The sequence below is a fragment of the Nocardiopsis sp. CNS-639 genome, assembly GCF_000381685.1.
Lineage (GTDB): Bacteria > Actinomycetota > Actinomycetes > Streptosporangiales > Streptosporangiaceae > Nocardiopsis > Nocardiopsis dassonvillei.
In genome coordinates this window covers 126647-150209 of record NZ_KB906854.1, presented here as the reverse complement: position 1 = coordinate 150209, position 23563 = coordinate 126647, and the positions used below count along the sequence as shown (strand labels likewise).

Below are 23563 nucleotides of genomic sequence, written 5' to 3'. Positions count from 1 at the left end.
CGTTCGGGTGGAGGGGTTCAGTCGCCCCCTCCACCGCCCCCGCCACCACCGCCGTCGCCGCCGCCTCCCCAGCCACCGCCGCCGTCGCCGCCTCCCCAGCCGCTGCCGCCGGATCCGCCGTCTCCTCCGCCCCAGCCGCCGCCGTCACCGTAGTGACCGAAGTCACCGCCCCAGCCCTCGCTGCCGCCCGAACGGTCGTCGGAACCACCCGGCCCCTGGCACAGCTCGGCGAACAGGCACAGGCTTTCCAGAGTGACGGATTCGGAGTCCGCACCGCCCGTGCCCGCGGTGTCGCTCGGGCCGTCGCCGCCCGCGTGGGCGGCGACGGGGACCGGGTCCTGCTGGGCCTGCGCGGACTCCTGGTCCGAGCGGGCCCTGCCGACCTGTCGGCGGGACGCGGACGCGCGCAGCGAACGAAAGCCCGTCAGCGCCGTGCGCCGGACCGCGTGGTCACGGGTCATCGCGTCGGCGGGATGCGTACCGATGGAGGCCGTCCCGGTGGACCCGGTCTCCAAGGCGCCGTACCTCCGGCGGGCCGACTCCAGCACCGCGTTCCCCCTGGGGGTGTTGGGGCTGAGCGTGGGGCCTCCGGTCGCTGCCATGACCACCTGGGCGGCGACCAGGGAGGCCAGTGCGCCGAGCCCCGCGACGAGGAGGCCGAGCGCGACGGCGCCCGGCTCCACCAGGAAGAGCAGGGCCGCGCCCGCGGCGGCGGCCAGGATCGCGACGGAGCGCAGGCGCCGGATCGTCCTCGGGGCCCTTTCGCGGCGCCGCAGCGCCCGGCGCAGCTGCGGGGAGTCGACGATCAGGTCGGACCCGGCCAGGCCGGTGCGCAGCTTCTCCACACCCTGGCCCGCGACGACCCGTCGCAGCATCTCCAGGGCGCTGACACCGACGCGTTTGCGGAAGACCCTCACCAGCTCCCGGCGAACGGCGTCCTTCTCGTGCGTGTAGGGACGGGAGGGGCCCACGAGGGTGAAGAGCCCGCCGGCGGGCTGCTGGCGGATGCGCCCGTGCAGGAAGGCGTCCATGACCGCGGTCTCCCCGACGCGGACCGGTCCTCCCGCGAGCAGGGCCAGTTCGTTCGGTTCGAGTTCGTCCGGGTCGGGCGGGGACTGGCGGGTGAGTGCGGGACGGCGGAGCGCCGATCCGAGGGCGGAGGCGCCCCTCAGGACCGCGGAGAGCGGAACGCCTCCGACCACCAGTCCCACGCTCAGAGCTGCCACCAGGGGAAGGGCCAAGCTGGGGTCCAAGACGCCACCTCTTGTCTTCGGTCTCGGGGGGGTCGGGGTCGTGGGGGTGTGGGAGCGGGGGATGAGCGGTCGTGGAGGAGGGGGGTTTGCGAGGATCGGAGTCCTGACTGGGGGATGCCGTCCGAAGGCACCTGGTTCTGTCCGAAGCCGTCGGAAACCGGGGGGAGGGCCCGGCAGGCCGGGTGATCGCGCCCGGGGAGAGGAAGCGGTGTGTCCCACAGGCACCCTCGTTTCCCCCTGTCCCCCGCTCCGTACCCGGTCACCGTGGCGCCTTCTCGCGCAAGTACGGGTCCCGTCCGGCACCGGGTGCTCCGGAGAGCCCAACGGTGACCTGGTATTCGCCGTCCGGCCATGGCGCCCCCGCAGCACACGTGCCATCATGGTGACCCGCCGACCACCAAACGTGACCCCGTCTCGGCGAGGAACTGTGACCGCGCATCGACCCGACCACCGGCTTTCGCCTGGGCGTTCATCCAGCCCTGTGGACAACGTGTGGTTCCGGGATCCATGGGGCATCCTGAAGGAAGATGGCCACATCCGGTCAGAAGGCGGGATGGCGTCGGTGTTCATGCCGGATAGTGGGACTCCGTGAGCACGCGTCGCCCACGTACTCCCCCCGGTGGCCGCGGGCAGGACCCCACCTGCTCGCAGACCGCGAAGATGTGGTGCCGTAAGACCCCCTCCTCAAGGAGTTAAGCCCCGTGAACAGCCTGACCAAACTCTGGGTGACGCTGAGCACCTTCCTCGTGCCGACCTCCAAGGAGAAGGACAAGGGCGCGACCCTCATCGAGTACGCAGCGATAGTCATCCTCATCGCGGGCATCGTCGCAGCGATCCTGGCCATCGGCATCCCCAGCAGAATCGGCCAGTCGATCACCACTGCGATAACGGAGATCCTCGCTCCGTACGAGTAATCGCTCCCATCAGAACTATCAGGCGAGAAGAGATGTCAGCCGCACCCCCTCATCCTCCAAGAAAAACGAGACGGGGAGCACTTCGCCCCGCTTCGCTCCTTGTGGCTCTCCCCTTTCTTATTTCAGGGTGTGTGGTCAGTTCGGACGGCAACCCCTCCGCAGGGCAGAACAGCGATGCCGAACCGCCATCTTCTTCACAGCCGGAAAACAGCAGCGAACACAACGGGCAGGAGATACTGGCCAGCAGCACGTCTTCGTCAACGGCGATCGGCGATGACCTCCAAATCGATGTGTACGCGCTCGAGAACATCTCCCCCGGCTTATTAAGGCTTCGCTTCGGGGTGACCAACAAGTCCGACTCCGATTTCCTCCTCAACTTCGGCCTCACTGTGGACGAAAAGCCGAACAGCGCCAGCCGGATCAGTCTCATCGACGCACGGAACCAGAAGAGGCTCCTCAGCTACGAGAGGAGCGACGGCTCCTGTTTCTGCTCCACCTGGAACGGAAACATAGCCAGCGGGCAAACCGAGGAGATGTGGGTTGCCTTCCCGCTTCCCGTCACAGACGACGTGGAATCCCTGACTGTCACCACACCGCTCACTCCGCCCCTGATGGACATTCCCATCAGCCAGTCGCCGGAGACCCTCGAGAGTGAGGACCTGGCCTCACCGGAGATCCTGGACCTGACTTTCATTTCGGACAACACCGAAGACCAGACAGGACGGACCGAGGACAGCGAGGAGATCAGCATCCTCCTCTCCTCAGATGTGCTTTTCGAGACCAACAGCGCAGTTCTCAGCCCCGAGGCCCAAGAGATCCTCGAACAGGTCGCCAGTGAAATCAACGACGCGAGTTCCGATGTCGTTCAGGTCGACGGTCACGCCGACAACACAGGCAGTGAGTCGATCAACGTTCCGCTGTCCCTCGAACGGGCCGAGGCGGTCGAGTCCGTCCTGTCCGAACTGGTCACGAGGGACGGGGTGACCTTCGACGTCGAGGGCCACGGAGCCAGCGATCCCATAGCCGACAACAACACCGAAGAAGGACGAGAGCGCAACCGACGAGTCAGCGTCACATTCGAAAAATAAGCGAGCAGCGCCATGAACAAGATTCACCGGTCATCCACACTCGCTGTCGCATTCGCGTCGATCCTGTTCGTCACGTCCGCGGGAACAGGTACTGCCGCGTCAGCGCCACAGAGCAGCGATCTGGAGGTACTTGGCAGCGCAAGCGGAACAGACGAACTGTCGGGCCAACTGCGAGCCGAGGTCAACGAGGCGAGCAGGAACGAGAGCGGGAACCTCCTGTCCGTCACCTGGAGCATCCGCAACCCCGGAGACGAACGTGTGGTGCTGTCCTGGTTCAACCAGTACTCCTACATGTACTCAGGGCCGAACTTCGCCGGGATCACGGCGTTCGACCCCGAGACCGGGACCAGGTTCCACCCGATCATGGACAGTGAGAACTACTGTCTGTGCTCGGGGGAGTATTCGGTGCAGCTTCAGGAGACGGCGCTGCCGGGAGAGACCGTCAGCTACTGGTCCATGTACTCGGTTCCGAGCGACCTTGAGACCATCTCCGTGGAGATCCCCGGTTTCGATCCCATCGAGGACGTCCCCGTCTCCTGAAGTCCCCCACCACCCAGACCACCCAGGAGGCGGCGTTGCCCACTCCCCACCGCCCCGAGCTCGGAGACAACCGACGACCCTCCCCCACCGGGCCGCCCGGGCGGTCCGGTGAGCGCAACGGGCCGCCGCGGCGGCACCGGGACGGCCGGTTCCTGCAACGGTTGCGCCCCGCCCGGAGGGCGGCGGACGACCGGGGCGCGGCGCTGGTCGAGCTGGCGGCGGTCACCGTGCTGGCCGCGGCGATCATGGTCGCGGTCTACCAGCTCGAACTCAGCCAGACCTTCAACAGCGGGGTCCGGCAGATGGTGTGCCTGGTCGAGGGCCCGGGCTGCGGCGACGAGACCTGGGTGGACGCCGACCGGCCGGAGGAACCCGAGGAGTACGAGTGGGGCCAGGGCAACTCCAACGCCCTGGAGAACGAGACGCTCGCGATGGGCATGGCCGCGGACCGCGGCTGGACCGAGAACGAGTGGGAGTGCCTGAGCAACCTGTGGAGCGTCGTCTCCCACTGGGACCACACGTTCGTCAACACCGAGACCGGTGACCACGGCATCTCCGGGTTCAACCCGGCCAGGCACGGCTCCATGCCCGAGGGTTTCCGGGAGAGCCCGTCCACGCAGATCTCCTGGGGGATCAGCCACATCGACGACGCCTACGGGTCACCCTGCGCCGCCTGGGCCTACTGGGAGGACACCGGCACCTACTGAGGATGCCGCCCATCCCCTTCCCGACCCGCCTTCCCCGACCGCCTCGCGCTCGCGCCCCCTTACACGAGCGCCGCTCACGGAGCCGGGTGAGGCGTCTTCGCGGCTTGTTAAGGTTCCGCAAAACACCCACAGAAATTAGTAAATACCAGGGTCTTATCAGACATAAGGGGCATTTCTCTCTGCGGAGCGTTCGTACCCTGGACGTTCCCACGCCGCCTCTGCGGGGGCTCTGGTGTGGAAGACGGGCATCGCTGCCGTCTCGTGGGGGCACGGGTCGGCACTGACCACACGGGGGTTCGGTGAAGATCGCCTATCTGATCAACGACATGTACGGCATCGGCGGAACCGTGCGCACCGTCGCCAACCAGGCGGCGGCGCTGTCCGCCCGGCACGAGGTCGAGATCGTCTCGGTGTTCCGGCACCGCGCCGAGCCCGTTCTGCCCGTACCCGCGCAGGTGCGCCTGCGTCCGCTCGTGGACGTGCGCGGGTACGACGGCGACCAGGGCACTGGGACGGACGGCCGCCCGCTGTACGAGGGATCGGAACGGGCCGGTGTACCGCCGCTGCTCTTCCCGCCGGAGGACGCGCGCGGTCCCACACACAGCCGTCTGACCGACGACCGGCTGGAGGAGTACCTGGCCACCACCGACGCCGACGTGGTGGTGGGCACCCGGCCTGGGCTGAACGTGGTGATCGCCCGGGCCGCTCCGAGCCGGGTGGTCAAGATAGGCCAGGAGCACCTGACCTACGACCAGCACTCCGAGCCGCTGCGCCGGGTGATGGAGGAGACCTACCCCCACCTGGACGCCTTCGTGACGGTGACCGAGGCCGACGCGCGCACGTACCGGGAGCGGATGCCGATGCCGCGGGTGCGGGTGCTGTCCATCCCGAACTCGGTGCCCGCGCCCGCGTTCACCGCCAACGGGCACAACAGCCGCACGATCGTGTCCGCCGGTCGGCTGGCCCCCAGCAAGCGGCACGACCTCCTGGTGCAGGCCTTCTCCATGGTCAGCGAGGACTTCCCCGAGTGGACGCTGCGGATCTACGGGCGCGGCAACCGGCGTGCGGCGCTGGCCCGGCTGGTCAACTCGCTCGGGCTCCAGGACCGCGTGTGGCTGATGGGCGCGCACCCGCGCGTGGAGGAGGCCTGGGCCCAGGGTTCGTTCGCGGCGGTGACCTCCAGTGAGGAGCCGTTCGGGATGACGATCGTGGAGGCCATGCGCTCGGGGCTGCCGGTGGTGAGCACCGACTGCCCGCACGGCCCGGCGTCGATCATCCGCGACCGCGAGGACGGGCTGCTGGTGCCCAACCGGTCCGCCCCGGGGATCGCCGACGGGCTGGCCCAGCTGATGGCCGACGACGAGCTGCGCCGGCGGATGTCCTCCGCCGCGCTGACCGGGTCTGAACGCTTCGACCCGGCCAACGTCATGCTGATGCACGAGGAGCTGTTCTCCGACCTCTCCGGCCACGAGCTGCCTCCGCCGCCGGTGTCGGTGCCCGCGCCGCGCCCCGAACCGGCCGCCGCCTGCCGGGTGCGCGTGGACGGGGACGGGGCCGCGGTGCTGTCGTTCACCGATCCGCCCGACCGGGTGGTGCTGACCCTGGAGGGCAAGCGGGTGGAGCTGGAGCCGGACGGCGGCGACGTGGTGGTGGACGCCGCGCGCGGTCGGCTGGCCGCGCGCACGTGGGAGGTGCTGCGGCTCGACGGCGACCGGGAGACCCCGGTCCACGACGTGGAGATCCGCCAGCACGGCTTCCCGTTGGACCCGGAACGGGTCGGGCGCCTGTCCCTGGTGCTGCCCTCCCGTTCGGCGAAGGGCCGCCTGGTGCTGCACGTGCGGCGCTCGGCGCACCACGCCGAGGTGGAGCACGTGGAGTCGGCCGACGGGCTGATCACCGTGCAGGGCCGGGTGCTGGGCCGCGACGCACCCGACGCCCACGCGCGCCTAGCGGTGCGGCTGCGCACGTCTCCCGGAGCCCTGCGGGAGTTCTCCGCGCCGGTGGCCGGTGACGGCCGTTTCACGGCGGTGGTGGACCCCGAGGTCGTGGTGCACGGCCGGTACGGCGAATCGGAGAAGTGGGAGCTGCGCCTGGTGCTCTCCGACGGGACCGAGTGCACCGTGGGACGTCACCTGTCCGGTGTGGCGGGCTACCGGAAGATCATCCGGTACCCGGACCAGAAGGTGGAGCGGGGCGAGGGGTCCGGTTCGCGGGTACGCCCCTACTACACGGTCAACGACCGGCTGGGACTCGTGACGTCGCCGCTGGCTCCCACCCTGGAGGTGGATGCCGTGCGGGCGAGCCCCGCGGGGCGTGGCGCGGGTCGCCTGCGGTTCGAGGTGCGTCTGGCCTCCCCGCTCCCGGAGGGCGCGGAGTACGCCGTGGAGGTGGTGCGCGGCACCGACGTGGGCCGGCGCTTCCCGCTGCGGGCCGAGGGCGGCTCCGCCTCCGGCGGCCGTCTGGTGGGCTCCCTGCCGCTGCTGACGGGGTCGGGGTACGGCGGCTCCGGCGCGATCCGGGCCACGTGGCGGCTGCGGCTGCTGGCGGGGCCGCCGGGGGCTCTGGGGCGCCTGGGCGCCACGGCGGTCCCGGACAGCACCTCGCGCCGCTGGAGCCACGGCCCGTACGTGCGCTCGGCGACCGTGACGCCCCTGGGGTCCGGTGACCTCCAGGTCACCGTCGCCGACGTCCACGCGTGGGAGGCCGTCCGGCGACGGATGCCCTGACCGGGGAACGCCCTCAGGCCTGCCCGGTGCGGATCATGCGCTGGGCCAAGCTCAGCCGGTCCAGCAGCCAGTCGGGCAGGTGGTCGGCGCCGCGGGGAAAGTGCTGGATGTCCTGGTGGAAGTTGCGGGGGTCGGGTTCGACGTCGAACTCGGGCGGGGCGTCGTGGTCGAAGTGAGCCCCGATCTCCCGCGACTCCTGCACCGTGAAACGGGCGGTGAACCACGTGCCCTTGCCCGGCTGGTACATGCCGGTGCGCAGCCGGTCCAGCAGCCGTCCGACCTCGGGGAGGAGCAGGTCCCACTCCGTGCCGCCGTCGGGTCTGCGCACGCTCACCCGTGACGAGGAGATCCCGAACACGCCCCGGTAGTCGACGACCACCTCCGTCCAGGGGCCGTGGACGGCGTCGAGGGTGCGGTCCACGATCTCCTGGACGGTGTCCATCATCTCCTCGGGGGTCATGTCCCCCGGGGACATCCGCGTCCGCGGCTCGGGACGAGAGGCGATGAGCAGGCTCCAGGGAGACCCGCCGTCCTGCGCCTCGGGTACGCGGTCCCCCTCCAGCCGGTCCCGCAGCCAGGCGGGGACGTGCTCGTCGTCGCGGGGGAAGTGCTCCAGGTCGAGCAGGTAGCTGGCGTCCTCCCGCGGTTCGTCGAAGTGCGGCTCGTTCTCGTAGTCGTAGCGGACGCGGTAGCTCGCGGGCCGGTCGATCTCGTAGTAGGCGGTGTACCAGGTACCCGTCCCCTCGGCGTACATCCCCGTGCGGATCTCCCGCAGCCGCTCCAGGGTGGACAGCGGCGGAACCCAGCCGCTGCTGCGCCCGCCCTCGAACATCACCTCGAAGAGGGCCGTCTCGCAGGCGCCCAGTCCGGAGTACACGAGCCGGAGCTTGACCCAGTCGTCGGGGGCCGCCCGGAGCAGGTCCGTCCCGATCCTGCGGAGGAGCTCGTCCTGTTCGACGGGGGTCATCGCTTTACGGGCGCTCATGTCCTCGCCTTCGCTTCTTCTGCGGTGGAATGGGTGCGAATCCGACCACGCACCACGACTCGACACGCGTCGGACAGGGTCCATCCTCCCTGTGCGGAACCCGTCATGGGCCCCACACTCGCCAGAAACCCGCCGGACAATTCCTACGAAGTCGCGCGGCCCCGGGGCCCGTCGCGCGTGGCCCCCCGGTCGCCGCTCCGCCATCTCGCGTCCCAACAGGGCGAACACCCGTCACACCGGTCCCACAGGCGGCCGCGGTCGTCCACAGGCCCTACCGCTTCCCGACATGCCCGGATAAGCTGCGCTGGTCGGGACGTTGTCCGGGCGTGTTCGCGTGCTCACCACGCGCGACGCGGATCGGCCCTCCCCCCTTCCTCCGCTCCCCTCCTCCCGGGAGCACCCCCTCCCCTGATGGAAAAGGCATGGGACTGCGACGGATCCTCCCCCACACCGCCCCTCCGTCCCGGCGGCGCGCGCCGGGCAGAGGCGACGACGGACAGGCCAACGTCCTGCTCCTGTTCGGGCTCACCCTGGCCCTGCTCTCGCTGACCCTGCTGTTCGTACGGGTGGGCGCCGCCAACGACCAGCGCTCGCAGACCCAGACCGCGGCCGACGCCGCCGCGCTGGCGGCGGTGGGCGCCCTCCAGGACCGGGCCGCGCAGGACATCGTCGACGGCGCCTACCCCATGCCCTGGTTCGACGAGGAGGCCGCCGAGGCGCGCGCCGAGGAGTACGCGCGCAGCAACGGGGCTGTCCTCACCGACATCCGCGCCAGCGACAACGTCATGGGACGCAGCGGCAACATCGTGCGGGTGGAGGTGCGCGGCGCCGTGTGCCAGCGCGAACTGGAGGAGGACGGGTCCCGGCACTGGAACGACGTGGTCTGCGACGGCAGCGAGGAGGAGACCAACACCGTGGTCGGCAACGCCTCGGCCATCGCCATCGTCCGCATCCCCCACCAGTGCGGGCGCGACGGGGGCGAGCTGGTCTGCGACGGCGGCACCGTCGACGACCTCGCCTCCGCCAAACGGCTGATCGACGTGCACCTGGTCGACCAGGAGGGCCGCTACAGCTTCAACCCCAACTTCATCGGAGGGGGCGGGCCCGTCGTGGACTGCGCCGCGCTGGGGTCGCTGCACCCCGTCATGTGCGCGGCGCACCAGCGCCTCCAGCAGGAGTTCCCGGGCTTCTACCTCTCCGCGGGCGGCCAGCGCAACGAGCCGGGCAGCGACCACCACACCGGCGAGGCGGTGGACTACATGATGGCGGAACTGGGCGGCGTCCCCACCCCGCAGATGCACGCGACCGCCATCACGGTGATCGACTGGGTGATCCAGAACTCCCACCAGCTCGGGGTCAAGGGCATCATCTACGAGCAGCGCATCTGGAACGTGACCGGCGGGACCCCGGACCCGGTGGGCCCCTGGGCGAGCGTGAGCCGCCCCATGGAGAACAGACACAGCAACACCCAGAACCACATCGACCACATCCACCTGGCTGCAGGTGACGGTTCGATGCAGTGACCGGACCCCGCGCGGGGGTCCCGGGAGTTGTCCACAGGCGGCGGAAGGGGCTTGCCGGGGCGGTGCCCGCCCCCGAACCTGGAGGGTATGACAGTCCGTGAGCACACCCTTCCCGACCGTTCCCTCCTCCTGCGCACGCTCGCGCCGATCGTCGGTCCGATCTCCCCCGACGCGGTGGTCTGCGACATCACCGCCTCCTACGTCTGGGGCGTGGACCTGCACCCGGCGGGCACCCGCGCCACACGCACCCGCCCGCACGTGGCGGTCCCCCGGGGCGTACGCACCAGCGGCATGCCGGTGGTCGCCCACCGGGAGCACGTGCCCGCCGCGGACCGCGACGTGGTGGAGGGCGTGCGCGTCACCACCGCGGTGCGCGCGGCCGTCGACGTCGCCGCCCGCGCGCCCTCGGTCTTCATGGCCACGGCCCGCCTCGACGCCTTCCTCTCCCGGGGGCTGGTCGCCAAGGGCGACCTGCTCCGCGCCGCCCAGCGGGCCCGCTCCCAGCGGCAGCTGAGGCAGCTGCGCACCGCCCTGCGCTACTCCTCCGCGCTGAGCCAGTCGCCCGCCGAGTCGTGGACGCGTGTGCTGGTCCTGGAGGCGCTCCTACCCCCTCCCGTCCCGCAGTGCCCGGTCCCCACCGACGAGGGCGTGTTCCACGCCGACCTCGGCTGGCCCGACCAACGGGTGGCGCTGGAGTACGACAGCCTGGAGTTCCACTCCTCGACGGTGGCCAGGGCGAGCGACCGGGTCCGGTACGCGGCGATGCGGGCGCAGGACTGGGAGGTGGTCTCGGCGAGCGTGTACGACCTCCAGCTGCGGCCGGGACGGCTGCTGCGCCGCATCCTGCACACGCTCATCCGCCAGGGCTGGTCGTGCCCTCCCGAGCACCTGGAGCTCATCCGCGGCCGCGTGCGCGCCTACGAGAGGGAGCCGCCCCAGCTCTTCACACCCCGGCAGCCCTAGAGGGTCTCCGGTGCCAGCTCCCCCGACCGGAGGCCCGCCGGGTGCCGGGCCGCCGCACGGGACGCGCACAGCCCGGTTCCCGGCACCGCTCAGGGCGCGCGCAACAGAACACGTACGGAACAGCGCACGTACGGAACAGCGCACGCACAGCCCGAACCACGCGCGGCACAGGGCATGTACGGCACAGGGCACGCACAGCCCGAACTACGAACGGCACGGGGCGCGTACGAGCCGACGGCTCCATCGACACGGTCCGGACCGTGGGCGGGCACGAAGCGACAGGAGGTGGGCACGTGGACCGGGGCAACACCCTGCTGGAGTACGCCGCCCTGTTGCTGGTCGTGCTGTCCCTGCTCGTCGCGGCCGCCGCGCACGGCGCGCTGGGACGGCTCCCCGCGGAGCTGCGGGGAGCCGTGCACCGGGCACTGGGCGACGCGTCCGGTTCCCGTCCCGAGGACGGAACCGACACCGGTGACGGCACGGCCACAACCGGCCACGAACCCGCACCGGACGGGGACTGGAGGCTGGACTCCGCCGCCGCCGCGGAGGCGGTCCTGCGCTGCGCGCGGGCCGGAGCCCTCCCCGATCCGGTGGCCCGGACGGACTGCGCGCTGTCCCTCCTGGGCCTGCTGGACGCGCGGGTGCTGGAGGCCACCGTCCTGCGGTTGGAGGGCGAGGATCTGCACGAACTCTTCCGCAGTCCGACCTTCGCCGCCTCCGCCGCGGCCCGGACCGCGGTCCGGCTGCTGTGGGAGCACGCCGCCGAGGAGACCCTGCGGCGGCTGTCGCGGACCGACACCTTCGGCTTCCTCGCACCGTTCCTGGAGTCACCCCACCGCGACTGGGTGCTCACTTTCGTGGATGTCGGAGGCGATCACATGCGTGGGACCATCGAACGGAACACTGCGTCACCGCGTCGTAGCAACCGTCACCCTCCGGTGCCGGACGAGAACGATCAGCAAACCCCCCGCGTCCCCCGGCGGTCGCGCGAAGATCCGCAGAAACGAGGCCCAGGCCGTGTCGATTCCGTCGATGCCGCACCCCTCCGACCCCGACGAGCAGCCCTCCTCCCCTGGAGGGCGGCCCAACTGGCTCGTCTCCCTCCTCATGGTGCTGGTCTGCCTGGCCGTGGTCGCCAGCGGATGGGCTGTGGCCCGGCTCGTCGTGGGCGACCCCCTTCCCCCGCTGGACGTCGCGGAGGGCCCGGAGTCCCGTCCGCCGCGCAGCGGCTCCGCCCGTACCGCGGCCGACCCCGAGGACGCCGAGGCCTACCTGGAGGCCGCCGTCGAACTCGTGGAGGACTCCTCGGCCTTCCACCTCACCTTCACCGTGCACGACGGGGAGAGCGACCCGCGGGACGCACCGGATCCCGGCACCGGATCGGCCGACGCCCTTCCCGATCCGCCCGCGCCCCACCCCACGACCGCCGCCGGCCCGATCACCTCGGGCCGCGGGCAGGCCATGTACGACGCGGGGGCCGAGCCGGAGTTCGACCACTACTTCTCCACCACGGACGGGTTGAGCGTGTACCGCTACGACGTGGGCGGCGGCCAGCTCATGATGACCGCCGACCGGGGCCTGGAGCTGCTGGACCCGCCCAGCCACGCCGACCGGTACCTGTGCTCACGCGCGTACGGGTCGGTCAAGCTGCGCGAGGTGCTCGCCACCTCCACCGACCTCGCGCTGGAGGGACGGGAGGAGGTGAGCCTGGAGTGGCCGGAGCTGCACAGCACGCACAGCGCCTACCACTACACGGGCACGTTCACGGCGCTGCTGGGCGGCTACGACCCCGGGAGCGGGCGCAACACCCTCACCACCGTCAGGGACGCCGAGTTCGAGCTGTGGATCGACGAACAGGGGTACCCCCGCAGGCTGGACTACCGCACCGAGAGCGGTGTAGGGGAGAGCTACGAGTACCACTCGTTCAGCTGACCCCGGCCTCCGCCGAGACCACGTCGGGGACGCGGGCGGTGTCGTCCATCTCGTAGGCGTAGGGAGGGTCGGCCACCTCGCCGAGCAGGTCGGGCTGCGCGGAGTCCACGAGCAGGTTGTCACGGGTGACCACGTTGCCGGGCTCCTCCTCCGAGGTGGCCACCGAGAGCCGGGTGCCCTCGAAGTAGTTGCCCTCCACCAGGACGTTGGAGTCGTCGGCCGACTCCACCCCGTACTCCTCGTTGGCCCGGAAGTAGTTGTTGAACACGTGCACGTGCTCGGCGAACCGCGCCCTGGGGTGGCGTCCCGCCGTCCCGTCGAAGTAGTTGTGGTGCACGGTGACCCGCAGCGCCCCCGGCTCCTCCTCCCCGCCGCCGACGGCGAGCGCCGACTCGGCGTCGGCGAAGTGGTTCCAGGACAGGGTGACGTGGTCGGCGCCGCCGGTCACCGAGACGAGGGGGTCGTCCCCGCCGCCGGAGAACGTGGAGCCGTCCACCCACACGTGGTGGGCGCCGCCGCGCACGGACACCGCGGTCCCGTCGGCCTCCACCCGCAGGTTGGACAGGATGACGTTGCTGGCCCCGTCGACCACCAGCCGCCCGCCGGTGAGCTCGGCGCCGCCCTCGACACCCACGAGGGTCTTGTCCGAACCGACCTCCACCGTCCCGTCCAGGTCGATCGCTCCGGTGACCTCGACGGTGAGCGGCTCCTCGGCGGACAGGTGGTCGGCCAACTCCCCGGCGTCGGAGGCGGTGACGGTCTCCCCCTCCGCCCCGCCGACCGCGCCCGGGTACTCCTCGCCGTCGCGCTCCAGCGGCTCGCCCGCCCAGCCGACCGGCCCGCCCCGCTCCCCCTCCGGTGTCTCCGACGGAGTCTCGTCCGGGGTCTGTCCCGGGGCCTGCTCCGCCGGGGACCCGGACTCGTCGGCCTCCGTGTCCGGTTCGGCGGCGGCACCGGTCTGCGGCTGCGTCGCGGCCTCCTCCCCTTCCGGGGAACACGAGGTGAGGGCAGCGCACAACAGCGCCGCCGCGGACGCGGCGGCGATCGGGTGAGGTCTCATCAAGGGCTTTCCAACGCAGCGGGACAGGGGGTGTGGGGGCGGGGGCGATGCCGGGCGGCGGCGTGGACCCGTGGCGGTACCGCACGGCCACGGGGGAGCACGGGCCTCCCGGCGGACGGCCCCGGTGTTCCCGATCGTCCGCCTGCCCGGGCAGACGGGCGGGGCGGGCCGGAAACGATGCCTAGACCTTGCCACAGCCGGGTCCGCGGCCCCAACCCCAACCCCCGCCCGGGAGCGGTGCACGCGCGGTGTGTGGGGGATGACACACCGCACGGGGCCGGGTCGGCCCCGGACGGCCTGGGAAGTGGCGCACGGCCCCGCTCCGCCCTGAGCCACACGGCGAACGGCGCTCACGACGCCGAGCCGCGCGGGAAGCGCGACGGCCCGGGCGGTACACGGCGAAGGGCGCCGGTCCCGCGCGGGGACCGGCGCCCTGGCACTCCCGCTCACGCGGCGGGCGGTGACGTCACGGGACTACTCGGCGACCCAGCCGATGTCCTCGTAGACGTAGCTGCCCGCGAGGCCGTACTCGCCCCAGTTGCGCAGGTTCCCGTCCATGGCGTAGAGGCCGGGACGCTCGAACATCGGGATGGTGAGGACCTCCTGCCAGATCGCGGCGTCGATCTCGTTGGCGATCTCGGCGTAGCGCGCGGGGTCGGTCTCCTGGCCCAGTTGGTCGTAGAGGTCGTTGATCTCCTGGGTGGAGTGGAAGCTGGTGTTGTTGCCCCAGTCCTCGCCCGCCTCGTCGAAGGGACCGCTGTAGTTCTCCGCGGAGTCGGTCGGGTAGGGGTTGCTGCCGACCAGCACGAACGTGGACATCTCGTAGTTGCCCGGAACGATGTAGTCCGAGAACAGGGCGTTGCCCGGCACGTGCTGGACGTCGACCTCGATGCCCACCTGGGAGAGCATGTCGCGGACGATGTCGCCCTCGTCCTTGGCCAGCTGCATGTCCTCGGAGGCCACCCAGCCCAGGGTCAGCGTCTCGCCCTCGGCGTTCGTGCGGAACTCGGCGCCCTCCTCCAGGGTCCAGCCCGCCTCGTCGAGCAGCTCACCGGCGCGCTCGGGGTTGAACGTGCCGACCTCGCCGCTGTTGTCCTGGTAGCCGTTCTGGCTGGACCGGAGCAGGCGGTTGACCTGGCCGGTGATGGGCCACTCCACCGGACCGAGCGCGACCTCGGCCATGGTGTCGCGGTTGACCGCCATGGAGATGGCCTGGCGGACCCGGACGTCGGACAGGTTCTCGCTGCCCGCGTTGAGGGAGATGAACCGGTGACCGTGGTTGACGGCGCGGGTGAAGTAGGTGCCCTCGCGCTCCTTCAGCAGCTCCCAGGCGGCGGCGTCGTAGCCGAGGTAGAAGCCGTCGATCTCACCGTTGTCGAACGCGGTGGCCTGGCCGTCGATCGCGACGTTGGTGAAGACGATCTCGTCGAGCATGGCGGGCTCGCCCCACCAGTCCTCGTCCCGGGTCACCGTGACGCGCTGGGCGACGTCGTCGAACTCCACGTCGCCGAAGGGGCCCGCGGTGACGGGGAAGTCCTTGACGTAGCCCTCGGCGAAGAGCTCCTCGTCCTCCATGTACTCCTTGGGGTACAGGGGGTCGAAGAGGGTGGGCCAGTCCGCGTAGGGCTGGGAGAACTCCAGGGTGAAGGAGAACTCGTCGTCGCCCTGGACGACCTCCTCGATCCACTGGTAGCCGGCGTCGGAGCCGACCTCGAAGTCGCCCTCGCGCTCGCCCTTGTAGGTGAGGACCTGGGCCTCGTAGTCCTCCCAGGTGATGGGCTCCCCGTTGGACCACACGGCGTCCGGGTTCAGCGTGTACTCGACCGAGAGGCCGTCGTCGCTGACGCCGTACTCCAGGACGTACTCCTCGCGCGGTTCGAAGCCGCCCTCGGCGTCGAACCGGGTCGCGCTGGGCATCACGGCGCCCGTGACGCGGCGCACGTCGCCCTTGTTGCCCTGGACGTGGGCCATGTTGTACTGCTGCTCGTACTCGCTGAGGGCCCACACGAAGGTGCCGCCCTCCTGGAGGTCCTCGCGGGGCGCGGGGTTGAGGTCACTCGCGGGGAGGGCCGCGACCTCCTCCTGCGCCGCCTCCTCGTTGTTGCCTTCGTCTCCGCCGCCGCAGGCGCTGGCGACCATCACCAGCGCCGCGACCGGGGCGAGGTAGCGCACCTTCCCGATTCGCATGGGGATTTCCTCTCTGGGGTGATGCGGCCAGCGCGCGGGGTGGCGCTGGCCCGTGACGAGCCGGTCGTCGGGGGTCGGACGACCTCCTAGCGCTCCGCGAAGTGGCAGGCTGCCGCCTGGTCACCGTCGTTCACGGCGAGGACCTGGGGCTCGACGGTCCTGCACTGCTCCCGGTCGGCCTCGGGGAGCAGGGCGAACTTCTGGCACCTGGTCCGGAACCGGCATCCCGAGGGGGGATCGGCCGGGCTGGGCAGGTCGCCGTCCAGGACGATGTGCGTGCGCGCGCGTTCCTTCTCCGGGTCGGGGATCGGGATGGCGGACAGCAGCGCCTGGGTGTAGGGGTGGGAGGGTCTGGAGTAGACCGAGCGGGTGTCGCCGATCTCCACGATCCGGCCCAGGTACATGACCGCGACGCGGTCGGCGATGTGCCGGACCACGGACAGGTCGTGCGCCACGAACAGGTAGGACAGGCCCAGCCGGGCCTGGAGCTCCTGGAGGAGGTTGACCACGCCCGCCTGGATGGACACGTCCAGGGCCGAGACCGGCTCGTCCAGCACCAGCAGCCGGGGCTCCAGGGCCAGGGCCCGGGCGATGCCGATGCGCTGGCGCTGACCGCCGGAGAACTCGGCGGGGAAGCGGGTGACGTGCTCGGTGTTGAGGCCCACCAGGTCGATCAGCTCGTACACCCGGCGGGTGACCTCGTCCACGCTCCTGCCGTGGGTGCGCAGGGGCTCGGCGATGATGTCGAACACCGTCATACGCGGGTCGAGCGAGCTCATCGGGTCCTGGAAGACGATCTGCATGTCCCGGCGCAGCGCGAACCGGTCGGCCCGGCCCAGGGTGGCGACGTCGCGGCCCATGACGGAGATGGAGCCGCGCTGGGGCCTGGCCAGGTCCATGATCTCCATGAGGGTGGAGGACTTGCCGCAGCCGGACTCGCCGACCAGGGCGAGGGTCTCCCCCTCGCGGATGTCGAAGTCGATGCCGTCGACCGCGTACACCGAGCCCACCCGGCGCTTGAACACCGCGCCCTTGGTGAGCGGGTGGTGCTTGACCAGGTCCCGTACCCGCAGCATCTCGGCGCGGTCCGCGCGGTCCACCGCGGAGGCGGGGGAGTCGGGGATCTCCGGCACCGGGTAGATGTCCTGGGCGGTCCACCCCCGGTCGGTGATCTCCCCGGAGCGGACGCACGCCACCCGCTGGGCGTCGGTGTCGGCCTCTCCCGCGTCGGGTCGCGCCGCGGCCCCGCCCGCACGGATCCCCTCGCCCGAGGGCTGGGCGCCGATCGTGAGGAGCTCGGGCTCGGCCGCGTCGCACTCGGGCCGGGCCAGGGGGCAGCGCGGCGCGAAGGGGCATCCGGGCGGCAGGTCCGACAGCGACGGCGGGGTGCCCTTGATGGGCACGAGGGCGCCCTGGTGCTCCAGGTCCATGCGGGGGACGGCGCCGAGCAGGCCCATGGTGTAGGGCATCCTGCTGCGGTAGTAGATGTCGTCCACGCGGCCGGTCTCCACCGGCCGGCCCGCGTACATGACCAGGACCCGGTCGACGAACCCGGCGACGACGCCGAGGTCGTGGGTGATCATCACGATGGCCGCGCCGGTCTCCTCGCGGGCGGTGCGCAGCAGGTCGAGGATCTGCGCCTGGATGGTGACGTCCAGGGCGGTGGTGGGCTCGTCGCAGATGATGACGTCGGGGTTGTTGGCCATCGCCATGGCGATCATGACGCGCTGGCGCATGCCGCCGGAGAACTCGTGCGGGAAGGAGCGGTAGCGCTGCTCGGCGTTGGGGATGCCGACGAGTTCGAGCAGCTCCACCGCGCGGGCGCGGGCCCTGGCCTTGGGGGTGGAGGGGTCGTGGACCAGGACGGCCTCGGCGAGCTGGTCGCCGACCGTGTACACGGGGGTGAGCCCGGACAGCGGGTCCTGGAAGACCATGGAGATGACCTTGCCGCGCTTGCGGGCCATGGCGCGGTCGTCCAGGCCCAGGATCTCCTCGCCGTGCAGGCGCACGGAGCCGGTGATCCGGGCGTGGTCGGGCAGCAGCCCCATGGCGGCCATCGAGGAGACGGACTTGCCGGAGCCGGACTCGCCCACGATGCCCAGGACCTCGCCGCGGCGGACGGAGTAACTGACCCCGCGCACGGCGCGCACGTCGGGGTTGCCGTTGAGTCCGCCGAAGGTGACGGTGAGGTCGGTGACCTCCAGGACCGGGGTGTCGTCGAGGGGTGCCGCGCTGGCGGCCTCGGTGGTCGCGACGGTGTCGGTGCTCATGTGTGTGCCTCCCCCTAGGACCGGCGCGACTTGGACTGCGGGTCGAGGGCGTCGCGCAGCCCGTCCCCGATCATGTTGACGGCGAGTACCAGGACCACCAGCAGGGCGGTGGGGAACGCGAACATCCACCAGGCGGTGTTGGCGAACCGGGAGCCGTCGGCGATGACCACGCCCAGGCTGATGTCGGGCGACTGCACGCCCAGGCCGAAGTAGCTCAGCGCCGTCTCGCCGATGATCGCCGTGCTGACCGCGATGGTGGCGTCCGCGATGAGCAGGGACGACATGTTGGGCAGGATGTGGCGCAGGATGATCTTGTACGGGGGCACGCCCATGAACCGGGCCGCGTGGATGTACTCGCGTTCGCGCAGGGAGATGGTCAGACCGCGCACCATCTTGGAGGTCACCATCCAGCTGAACGCCGCCAGCAGGATGACCAGGACGAACCAGCCGCCCTGGCCCACGAAGTGCTTGGACAGGATGGCCAGGACCACGAAGCTGGGCAGGACCAGGGCCAGGTCGGCGATCCACATCAGGGCGCGGTCGGTGACCTTGCCGAAGTAGCCGGCGAAGGAGCCGACCAGGGCGGCGGCGGCCGTCGAGATCAGGGCGACCAGCAGTCCGATGAGCAGCGACTTCTGCAGTCCGGCGGTGCTCTGGGTGAAGATGTCCTGGCCGGTGCGGTTCGTGCCCATCCAGTGTTCGGGCGAGGGCCCCTGGATCAGGGAGGTGTAGTCGCGCTCGCCCACCTCCCAGCCGCTCAGGAGGGGGCCGACGAAGGCGAAGGCGGCCAGCAGCACCAGCAGGACCAGCCCCGTGACGACGCGCGGGGTGCCCAGGAGCTGGCGCCCGATGTCCTTGAGCCGGTTGGGAGCCGGGGGCAGGGCGGGCGTCCGCTCGGGCTCCTTGCTCACTTCGGTCGTGCTCATGCCGGGATCTCCAACTGGGCTGCCGCGGCGGGGCGCGGAAGGGGCGGGACGTGGCTCGGGAACGCGCCGGGGACGGCGCGGAGGGCGGCGGCGCTCACACCCGCACCCGGGGGTCGAGCCAGGCGTAGAGGATGTCCGAGAGGAAGGACGCGGCCATGATGGTCACCGCCATGAAGAAGGAGACCGCCGCGACCACGTGCACGTCGTTCTGGGAGATGGAGTCGATCAGCCAGGCGCCCATGCCGTGCCAGCCGTAGATCTTCTCGGTGAAGGTGGCGCCGGAGACCATCACGCCGAACGTGAAGGTGAAGTAGGTGATGGTGGGGATCAGCGCGGTGCGCAGGGCGTGTTTGAACAGGGCCTTCCTGCGGGTGAGACCCTTGGCCATGGCGGTGCGCACGAAGTCCGCGTTGAGCACGTCCAGCATCATGTTCCGCTGGTAGCGGGCGAAGGCGGCGAACAGGGCCAGGGCCAGCACGAGCGTGGGCAGGATCGCGTGGTGGATCCGGTTGAGCAGCAGTTCCCACCACTCCCCCCTGAAGCCCGCCGTGTACTCGCCCGAGAACCGCAGCAGCTGGAAGCCGAGTACGTCGTTGACGGCGGTGGCGCCGACCTGCACGCTGAGCGCGATGACCACGGTGGGCACCGAGAGCACGAAGAAGGCGACGGCCGTGGAGGCCTTGTCGAAGCGCCGGTACTGGCGCACGGCGGCGTAGGCGCCGACCGCGATGCCGATCACGCTGCCGAGGATGGTGGCGACCGTGATCAGGCGCAGGGTCACGCCCGCCTTCAGCCAGATCTGGGGGGTGACGTCGCCGCCCTGGATGGTCTTGCCGAAGTCGCCCTGGACCACCCCGCCGAGCCAGGTGACGTACCGCTCGGCGAGCGGCGCCTGGTCGTTGAGGTTGAGCGCGTCCAGTTGGGCGTTGACCGCCTCCGGCGTCGGCGGCGGCTGCATCTGCTCGAAGTAGCCGCGCGGATAGAGGTTCGTCGCGGCGAGCAGGTAGGCGAAACTCGTCGCGAGAAAGATCAGCACGACGTAGTTCAGCAGCCGCCTGGCCAGGAACTTGCCCAAAACTATCTCCGAACCTCACAGCCGAGCCCGGCACTCGTCCTGTTGTGCGCGGTCGTTACTGGGGGCACCCGTGGCCGGGGGTCCGAAGCACCAGGACGATGCCATCGGTGGATGGCATCGTTAAGCCTTCGCGATCCCGCGACCACCGGCGGGGGGTTGCTCCCGGTGACTGCCGAAACACACTTGCATCCGGTTCACGATCCGTGACCGGAATGTCAAGAGTCTGCGGTGAGCTAGACACTCGACAGTAAACACTGCATCAAGAAAAGACAACAGTGCCCAATTAAGCACCCGATTACGGTCGATTTGTCAAGTTTCACACGTTCTGCAATGAAATAACTCTGTACAGTAATCGACAACTGGCGCGAGCTGGGGAAACACACTCCACGAGCCTTGCGAGCACGCCTCCGACGGCCTCAGATTCGGACATACGACCCCAGAAATGTCGCTCAACGGTAATCTAACGCAGCATGGTCGAAACCCCCCTCCCCTGGGCCCGGGTACCACCACAGGACGGTTTCACGAAAGGCACGGAAGTGCTCGGAGAACACCCGTGGTCCGCCCGGAAGGGTCGTCCCTCCCCGCCCCGGAGGTGTTAAGCCCGGCTCACGGCCGCCGTTGAGCCGTCCTTGGCTCCCCGCGCACGACGCGTCCCGCCGGAGCGCTCCGGCGGAACTGTGCCGGTCGCGGCCAGGGGCACGAGCCGGGGCACCAGGGGCGCGGGCGAACCCGACCGCGCGATCCCCCACCAGGTGCCCAGGGAACGCGCCGCGTCGCCCGCCATCCCCAGGGCCGTCCAGGTCACCGGACCGGCCAGGGCGGCGCCCCTGCCCCGATGCCATGCCGCCACGTGCGGCACGACCAGGGCCGCGCCCGCGGCCAGGGCGGCAGCGCGGCCCGTGCGTCCCCCGGCACCGCCTCGCCGCGCTGACCGGCCTCGACCCGCGAGCGGGTCCGAGGCGGTCGGACCGGACACGCCCGGCGCCCCACGGCCGCGCCGTCCGAGCACCGCCGCGCCCACCGCAGCCGCGGCCAGCGGCCACCAGGCCGTGCGGACCGCGCGCGTGCCCGTGCGCACGGTGTGCGCGAGGTCCAGCCCGGCGAGTCGCACCGCCTCGGGCAGCGGGGTGCCCGCTCCCGCCACGAGTGCGCCCGTCACCGCCGCGCATCCCAGCGCACCGGCCGCCAGGGCGGCGCCGGGCCGTCCCGCGAGCAACAGCGCGAGTCCGACCGCGCCCGGCCAGGACAGCGCGGGCCCGGCGGCGTGCGCGCCGCGGCGGCGGGCCAGGGGACCGGCGACCGCCCCGGAGGTGAAGCAGGCGCGCAGGTACGCGCCCAGGTCGGTGGTCGGCGGTGCCCACACCCTGGAACGGGGCTCGTAGCGCACCGACCAGCCCTGTTCGGCGAGCCGCCACAACAGGTCGAGCCCGGCGGCGGCGCCGAGGCCGGGGTCGAGGTCGGCGGCACCGCGGCGCAGCACCAGGACGGGGACCGGCCGCAGCGGGTCGGTGTGCCCGTTGGCGGGGCCCGGGCGCTCCTGCCAGGGCAGAGCGTGCCCCCAGGGCAGGACGGGGGCGGGGTCGGCGCCCCGGTCCGCGCCCGTCCGGCGGGCGGCGACGGAGGCCACGGTCATCCGCGTGTGGCCCAGGCAGGCGGAGCGGTCGGTCAGGACCCGGGGCACCACGGCCGCCACGTCCGGGTCGGCGAAGTGGCCGAGCGCGGTCTCCAGCCACCCGGGGCCGGGACGGGTGTCCGCCTCGACCAGGGCCACGAACTCGGCGGAGCACGCGCGCAGCGCCGCCGCCCGCGCCCCGGCTCCCCCGACCGGGCCGGGGACGACGCGGGCGCCCCGGCGGCGGGCCGCCCGGGCTTCGGGCCCGATGGCGCCCACGACCACGGTCCGTGTCCCGTGGCTGTGCTCGTCGAGGTGGTCCAGGGTGGCGTGCAGCGCGGCGGAGTCGGCTCGCCCGACGACGGCCACCTCGACGGTGTCCCCCGGGGCGAGGGGCAGGGGGCGGGGGTGGGCGAGGCCCGCCCTGATGAGGCCGCGTGCGAACAGGCCCTCGTCCGCGTCCCGCGGCACCGCCCGGCTCAGCCAGCGGATCAGCGCGCTGACCCGCTCCGGGCCGAGGCGTACCGCCCGCGGCGGACTACCGCCGAGGAGCACGTGCCCCTCGTCGGCCAGGCGCGCCGCGCGGTCGATCTCGATGCCGAGACCGGGAGGCAGGGGCGTGCGGGAGGGCATGTCCACACCCTGACCGGTCGAACACAAGCGCGCAAGACCGTGGGAGGCACAAAGTTTCCGAGAGCTTGACCTAATCGTTATCCATGCTCACAGGCCCCACCAGTTCCGAAACGCGGCCCATATCCGTCCCCGACCGCCCCCGTGATCCGACCGAACGGACCCTTTTTCCAGCTCAGCCGGGGTTATCCTGGCCAAGCCAGGTCAGCTGGGTTTCCGGGGAGGCACGGAGCGTATGCTAAGCGCGAATACGCCCTTCAGTGTCGTAGGGCACATCCGCCACCCGACATGACCCACCGTCCCGGCCCGCTCCCAGGCCCCACCACCGCCTCGGAGGAAGTCTCGCGGCTTCCCTCCTCCCTCCTGTCGCCGCCCTTGCGCGTGACGCGTGGCATACCGACGCACCCCTCCCTGTCCCAGGGGGTCCGGGCCCGTGTGACCACCCCGCGCCGTGACCCGTTCCACGGGCACGGACGCCTTCGAGGGCCCGGCACTCCCGTTGCCATGCCCGCCGCGAACACACGTCCTCGGGGAGTGAACCCTCATGTGTGACACCGCAGCACCCCACAGTCCCCCCGTCGCGCTCCACACGCACGACCCCACCCCCGGGGCCGCCTCCCCGCAGCCGGACACACTCCAGGTCCCGGTGTCTTCGTCCCGTCCCTTTCAACGTCCGGCGAGTTCCATGGAAGAGCGCACCCCGTACAGCACAGAGACCGCCTCCAGACCGGCGCGGCGGCGCTTCCCCGGCCTGCCGAGCCAGATCGCCTACGCGAGGAGGTTCGTCGCCCGCCAGCTGGTCGCCTCACCGGAGCTGACCACGGCGACGCTGCTCACCAGCGAGTTGGCCACCAACGCCATCACGCACAGCGCCTCGGGCCGGGCCACCGGCAAGTTCGAGGTCTGTGTCCACCTGGCGCCCGGGTGGGCGCGGGTGGAGGTGCGGGACCTGGGCAACGTGGCCGAGACGCCCCAGCCCCAGCACCGGGACCCCTACGACACCACCGAGCACGGTCGGGGCCTGGACCTGGTCGAGGCGCTCTCCAGCAAGTGGGGCACCGAGCCCCGCGGTGACGGGATGGGGCGCAAGGTCTGGTTCGAGCTGGTGTGGGACCACGACACCTCGGCGCAGGACGCCGACGAGGCCGTCCTCTCCGACTGACCCGGTACGC

General features: G+C 71.2%; 17 protein-coding genes. 9 read left to right on the top strand and 8 right to left on the bottom strand.

From position 1 onward, the window contains the following. Positions 1 to 17: 17 nt before the first annotated feature. Positions 18 to 1253: a TIGR04222 domain-containing membrane protein gene (locus tag G011_RS0100570; RefSeq protein ID WP_019606746.1), complete on the bottom strand. Its 1236-nt coding sequence runs from the start codon at positions 1251 to 1253 to the stop codon at positions 18 to 20. Positions 1254 to 1954: 701 nt separating this feature from the next. Here G011_RS0100570 and G011_RS0100565 point away from each other — a divergent pair. From G011_RS0100565 to G011_RS0100545, 5 genes are all read left to right on the top strand, one after another. Beyond that, entirely contained in the window at positions 1955 to 2167 is a 213-nt protein-coding gene (locus G011_RS0100565; protein WP_019606745.1) for a hypothetical protein, read from the top strand. A 131-nt stretch (positions 2168 to 2298) separates the two neighbouring features. Then, a complete protein-coding gene (locus G011_RS29435; RefSeq protein WP_231391353.1) occupies positions 2299 to 3255 on the top strand; it encodes an OmpA family protein in 957 nt (318 codons plus the stop codon). 12 nt (positions 3256 to 3267) lie between these two features. Continuing rightward, a complete protein-coding gene (locus tag G011_RS32265) occupies positions 3268 to 3795 on the top strand; it encodes a hypothetical protein (RefSeq protein WP_064972179.1) in 528 nt (175 codons plus the stop codon). 35 nt (positions 3796 to 3830) lie between these two features. Continuing rightward, on the top strand, positions 3831 to 4502 hold the full coding sequence (locus tag G011_RS0100550) for a hypothetical protein (protein WP_019606742.1): 672 nt from the start codon (positions 3831 to 3833) through the stop codon (positions 4500 to 4502). A 299-nt stretch (positions 4503 to 4801) separates the two neighbouring features. Beyond that, positions 4802 to 7228 carry a glycosyltransferase family 4 protein gene (locus G011_RS0100545; RefSeq protein ID WP_026337876.1) on the top strand — a complete coding sequence of 809 codons (2427 nt, stop codon included), beginning with the start codon at positions 4802 to 4804 and terminating at the stop codon, positions 7226 to 7228. 13 nt (positions 7229 to 7241) lie between these two features. Here the strand turns inward: G011_RS0100545 and G011_RS30500 are convergent, their stop codons facing one another. Next, entirely contained in the window at positions 7242 to 8213 is a 972-nt protein-coding gene (locus G011_RS30500; protein WP_155979691.1) for a hypothetical protein, read from the bottom strand. Between the two features lie 422 nt (positions 8214 to 8635). Between G011_RS30500 and G011_RS0100535 the strand changes: the two genes are divergently transcribed. From G011_RS0100535 to G011_RS0100525, 3 genes are all read left to right on the top strand, one after another. Then, positions 8636 to 9736: a pilus assembly protein TadG-related protein gene (locus tag G011_RS0100535; protein ID WP_019606741.1), complete on the top strand. Its 1101-nt coding sequence runs from the start codon at positions 8636 to 8638 to the stop codon at positions 9734 to 9736. Positions 9737 to 9823: 87 nt separating this feature from the next. Next, positions 9824 to 10699, top strand: coding sequence for a hypothetical protein (locus G011_RS0100530; RefSeq protein ID WP_019606740.1), 876 nt, complete (start codon positions 9824 to 9826; stop codon positions 10697 to 10699). Between the two features lie 1032 nt (positions 10700 to 11731). Continuing rightward, positions 11732 to 12631 (top strand): hypothetical protein, encoded by a 900-nt coding sequence (locus G011_RS0100525; RefSeq protein ID WP_019606739.1) that lies wholly within the window; start codon positions 11732 to 11734, stop codon positions 12629 to 12631. Here the strand turns inward: G011_RS0100525 and G011_RS0100520 are convergent. The 6 genes from G011_RS0100520 to G011_RS0100495 all read right to left on the bottom strand — a co-directional run bounded on the left by G011_RS0100520 (position 12624) and on the right by G011_RS0100495 (position 22394). Continuing rightward, positions 12624 to 13691, bottom strand: coding sequence for a polysaccharide lyase family 1 protein (locus tag G011_RS0100520; protein ID WP_019606738.1), 1068 nt, complete (start codon positions 13689 to 13691; stop codon positions 12624 to 12626). The genes G011_RS0100525 and G011_RS0100520 overlap by 8 nt on opposite strands. Positions 13692 to 14165: 474 nt before the next feature. Further along, positions 14166 to 15878 carry an ABC transporter family substrate-binding protein gene (locus tag G011_RS0100515; RefSeq protein ID WP_019606737.1) on the bottom strand — a complete coding sequence of 571 codons (1713 nt, stop codon included), beginning with the start codon at positions 15876 to 15878 and terminating at the stop codon, positions 14166 to 14168. An 86-nt stretch (positions 15879 to 15964) separates the two neighbouring features. Then, the gene (locus tag G011_RS0100510; protein ID WP_019606736.1) at positions 15965 to 18148 is read right to left on the bottom strand and encodes a dipeptide ABC transporter ATP-binding protein; all 2184 of its coding nucleotides are present in this window, start codon (positions 18146 to 18148) and stop codon (positions 15965 to 15967) included. Between the two features lie 14 nt (positions 18149 to 18162). Next, complete coding sequence (locus tag G011_RS0100505; RefSeq protein WP_019606735.1) at positions 18163 to 19074, bottom strand: ABC transporter permease; 912 nt, start codon at positions 19072 to 19074, stop codon at positions 18163 to 18165. A gap of 94 nt (positions 19075 to 19168) precedes the next feature. Beyond that, entirely contained in the window at positions 19169 to 20149 is a 981-nt protein-coding gene (locus G011_RS0100500) for an ABC transporter permease (RefSeq protein WP_019606734.1), read from the bottom strand. Positions 20150 to 20744: 595 nt separating this feature from the next. Beyond that, complete coding sequence (locus tag G011_RS0100495; RefSeq protein ID WP_019606733.1) at positions 20745 to 22394, bottom strand: glycosyltransferase; 1650 nt, start codon at positions 22392 to 22394, stop codon at positions 20745 to 20747. A 682-nt stretch (positions 22395 to 23076) separates the two neighbouring features. Between G011_RS0100495 and G011_RS29425 the strand changes: the two genes are divergently transcribed. Continuing rightward, entirely contained in the window at positions 23077 to 23553 is a 477-nt protein-coding gene (locus G011_RS29425; RefSeq protein ID WP_019606732.1) for an ATP-binding protein, read from the top strand. Positions 23554 to 23563 lie beyond the last annotated feature (10 nt).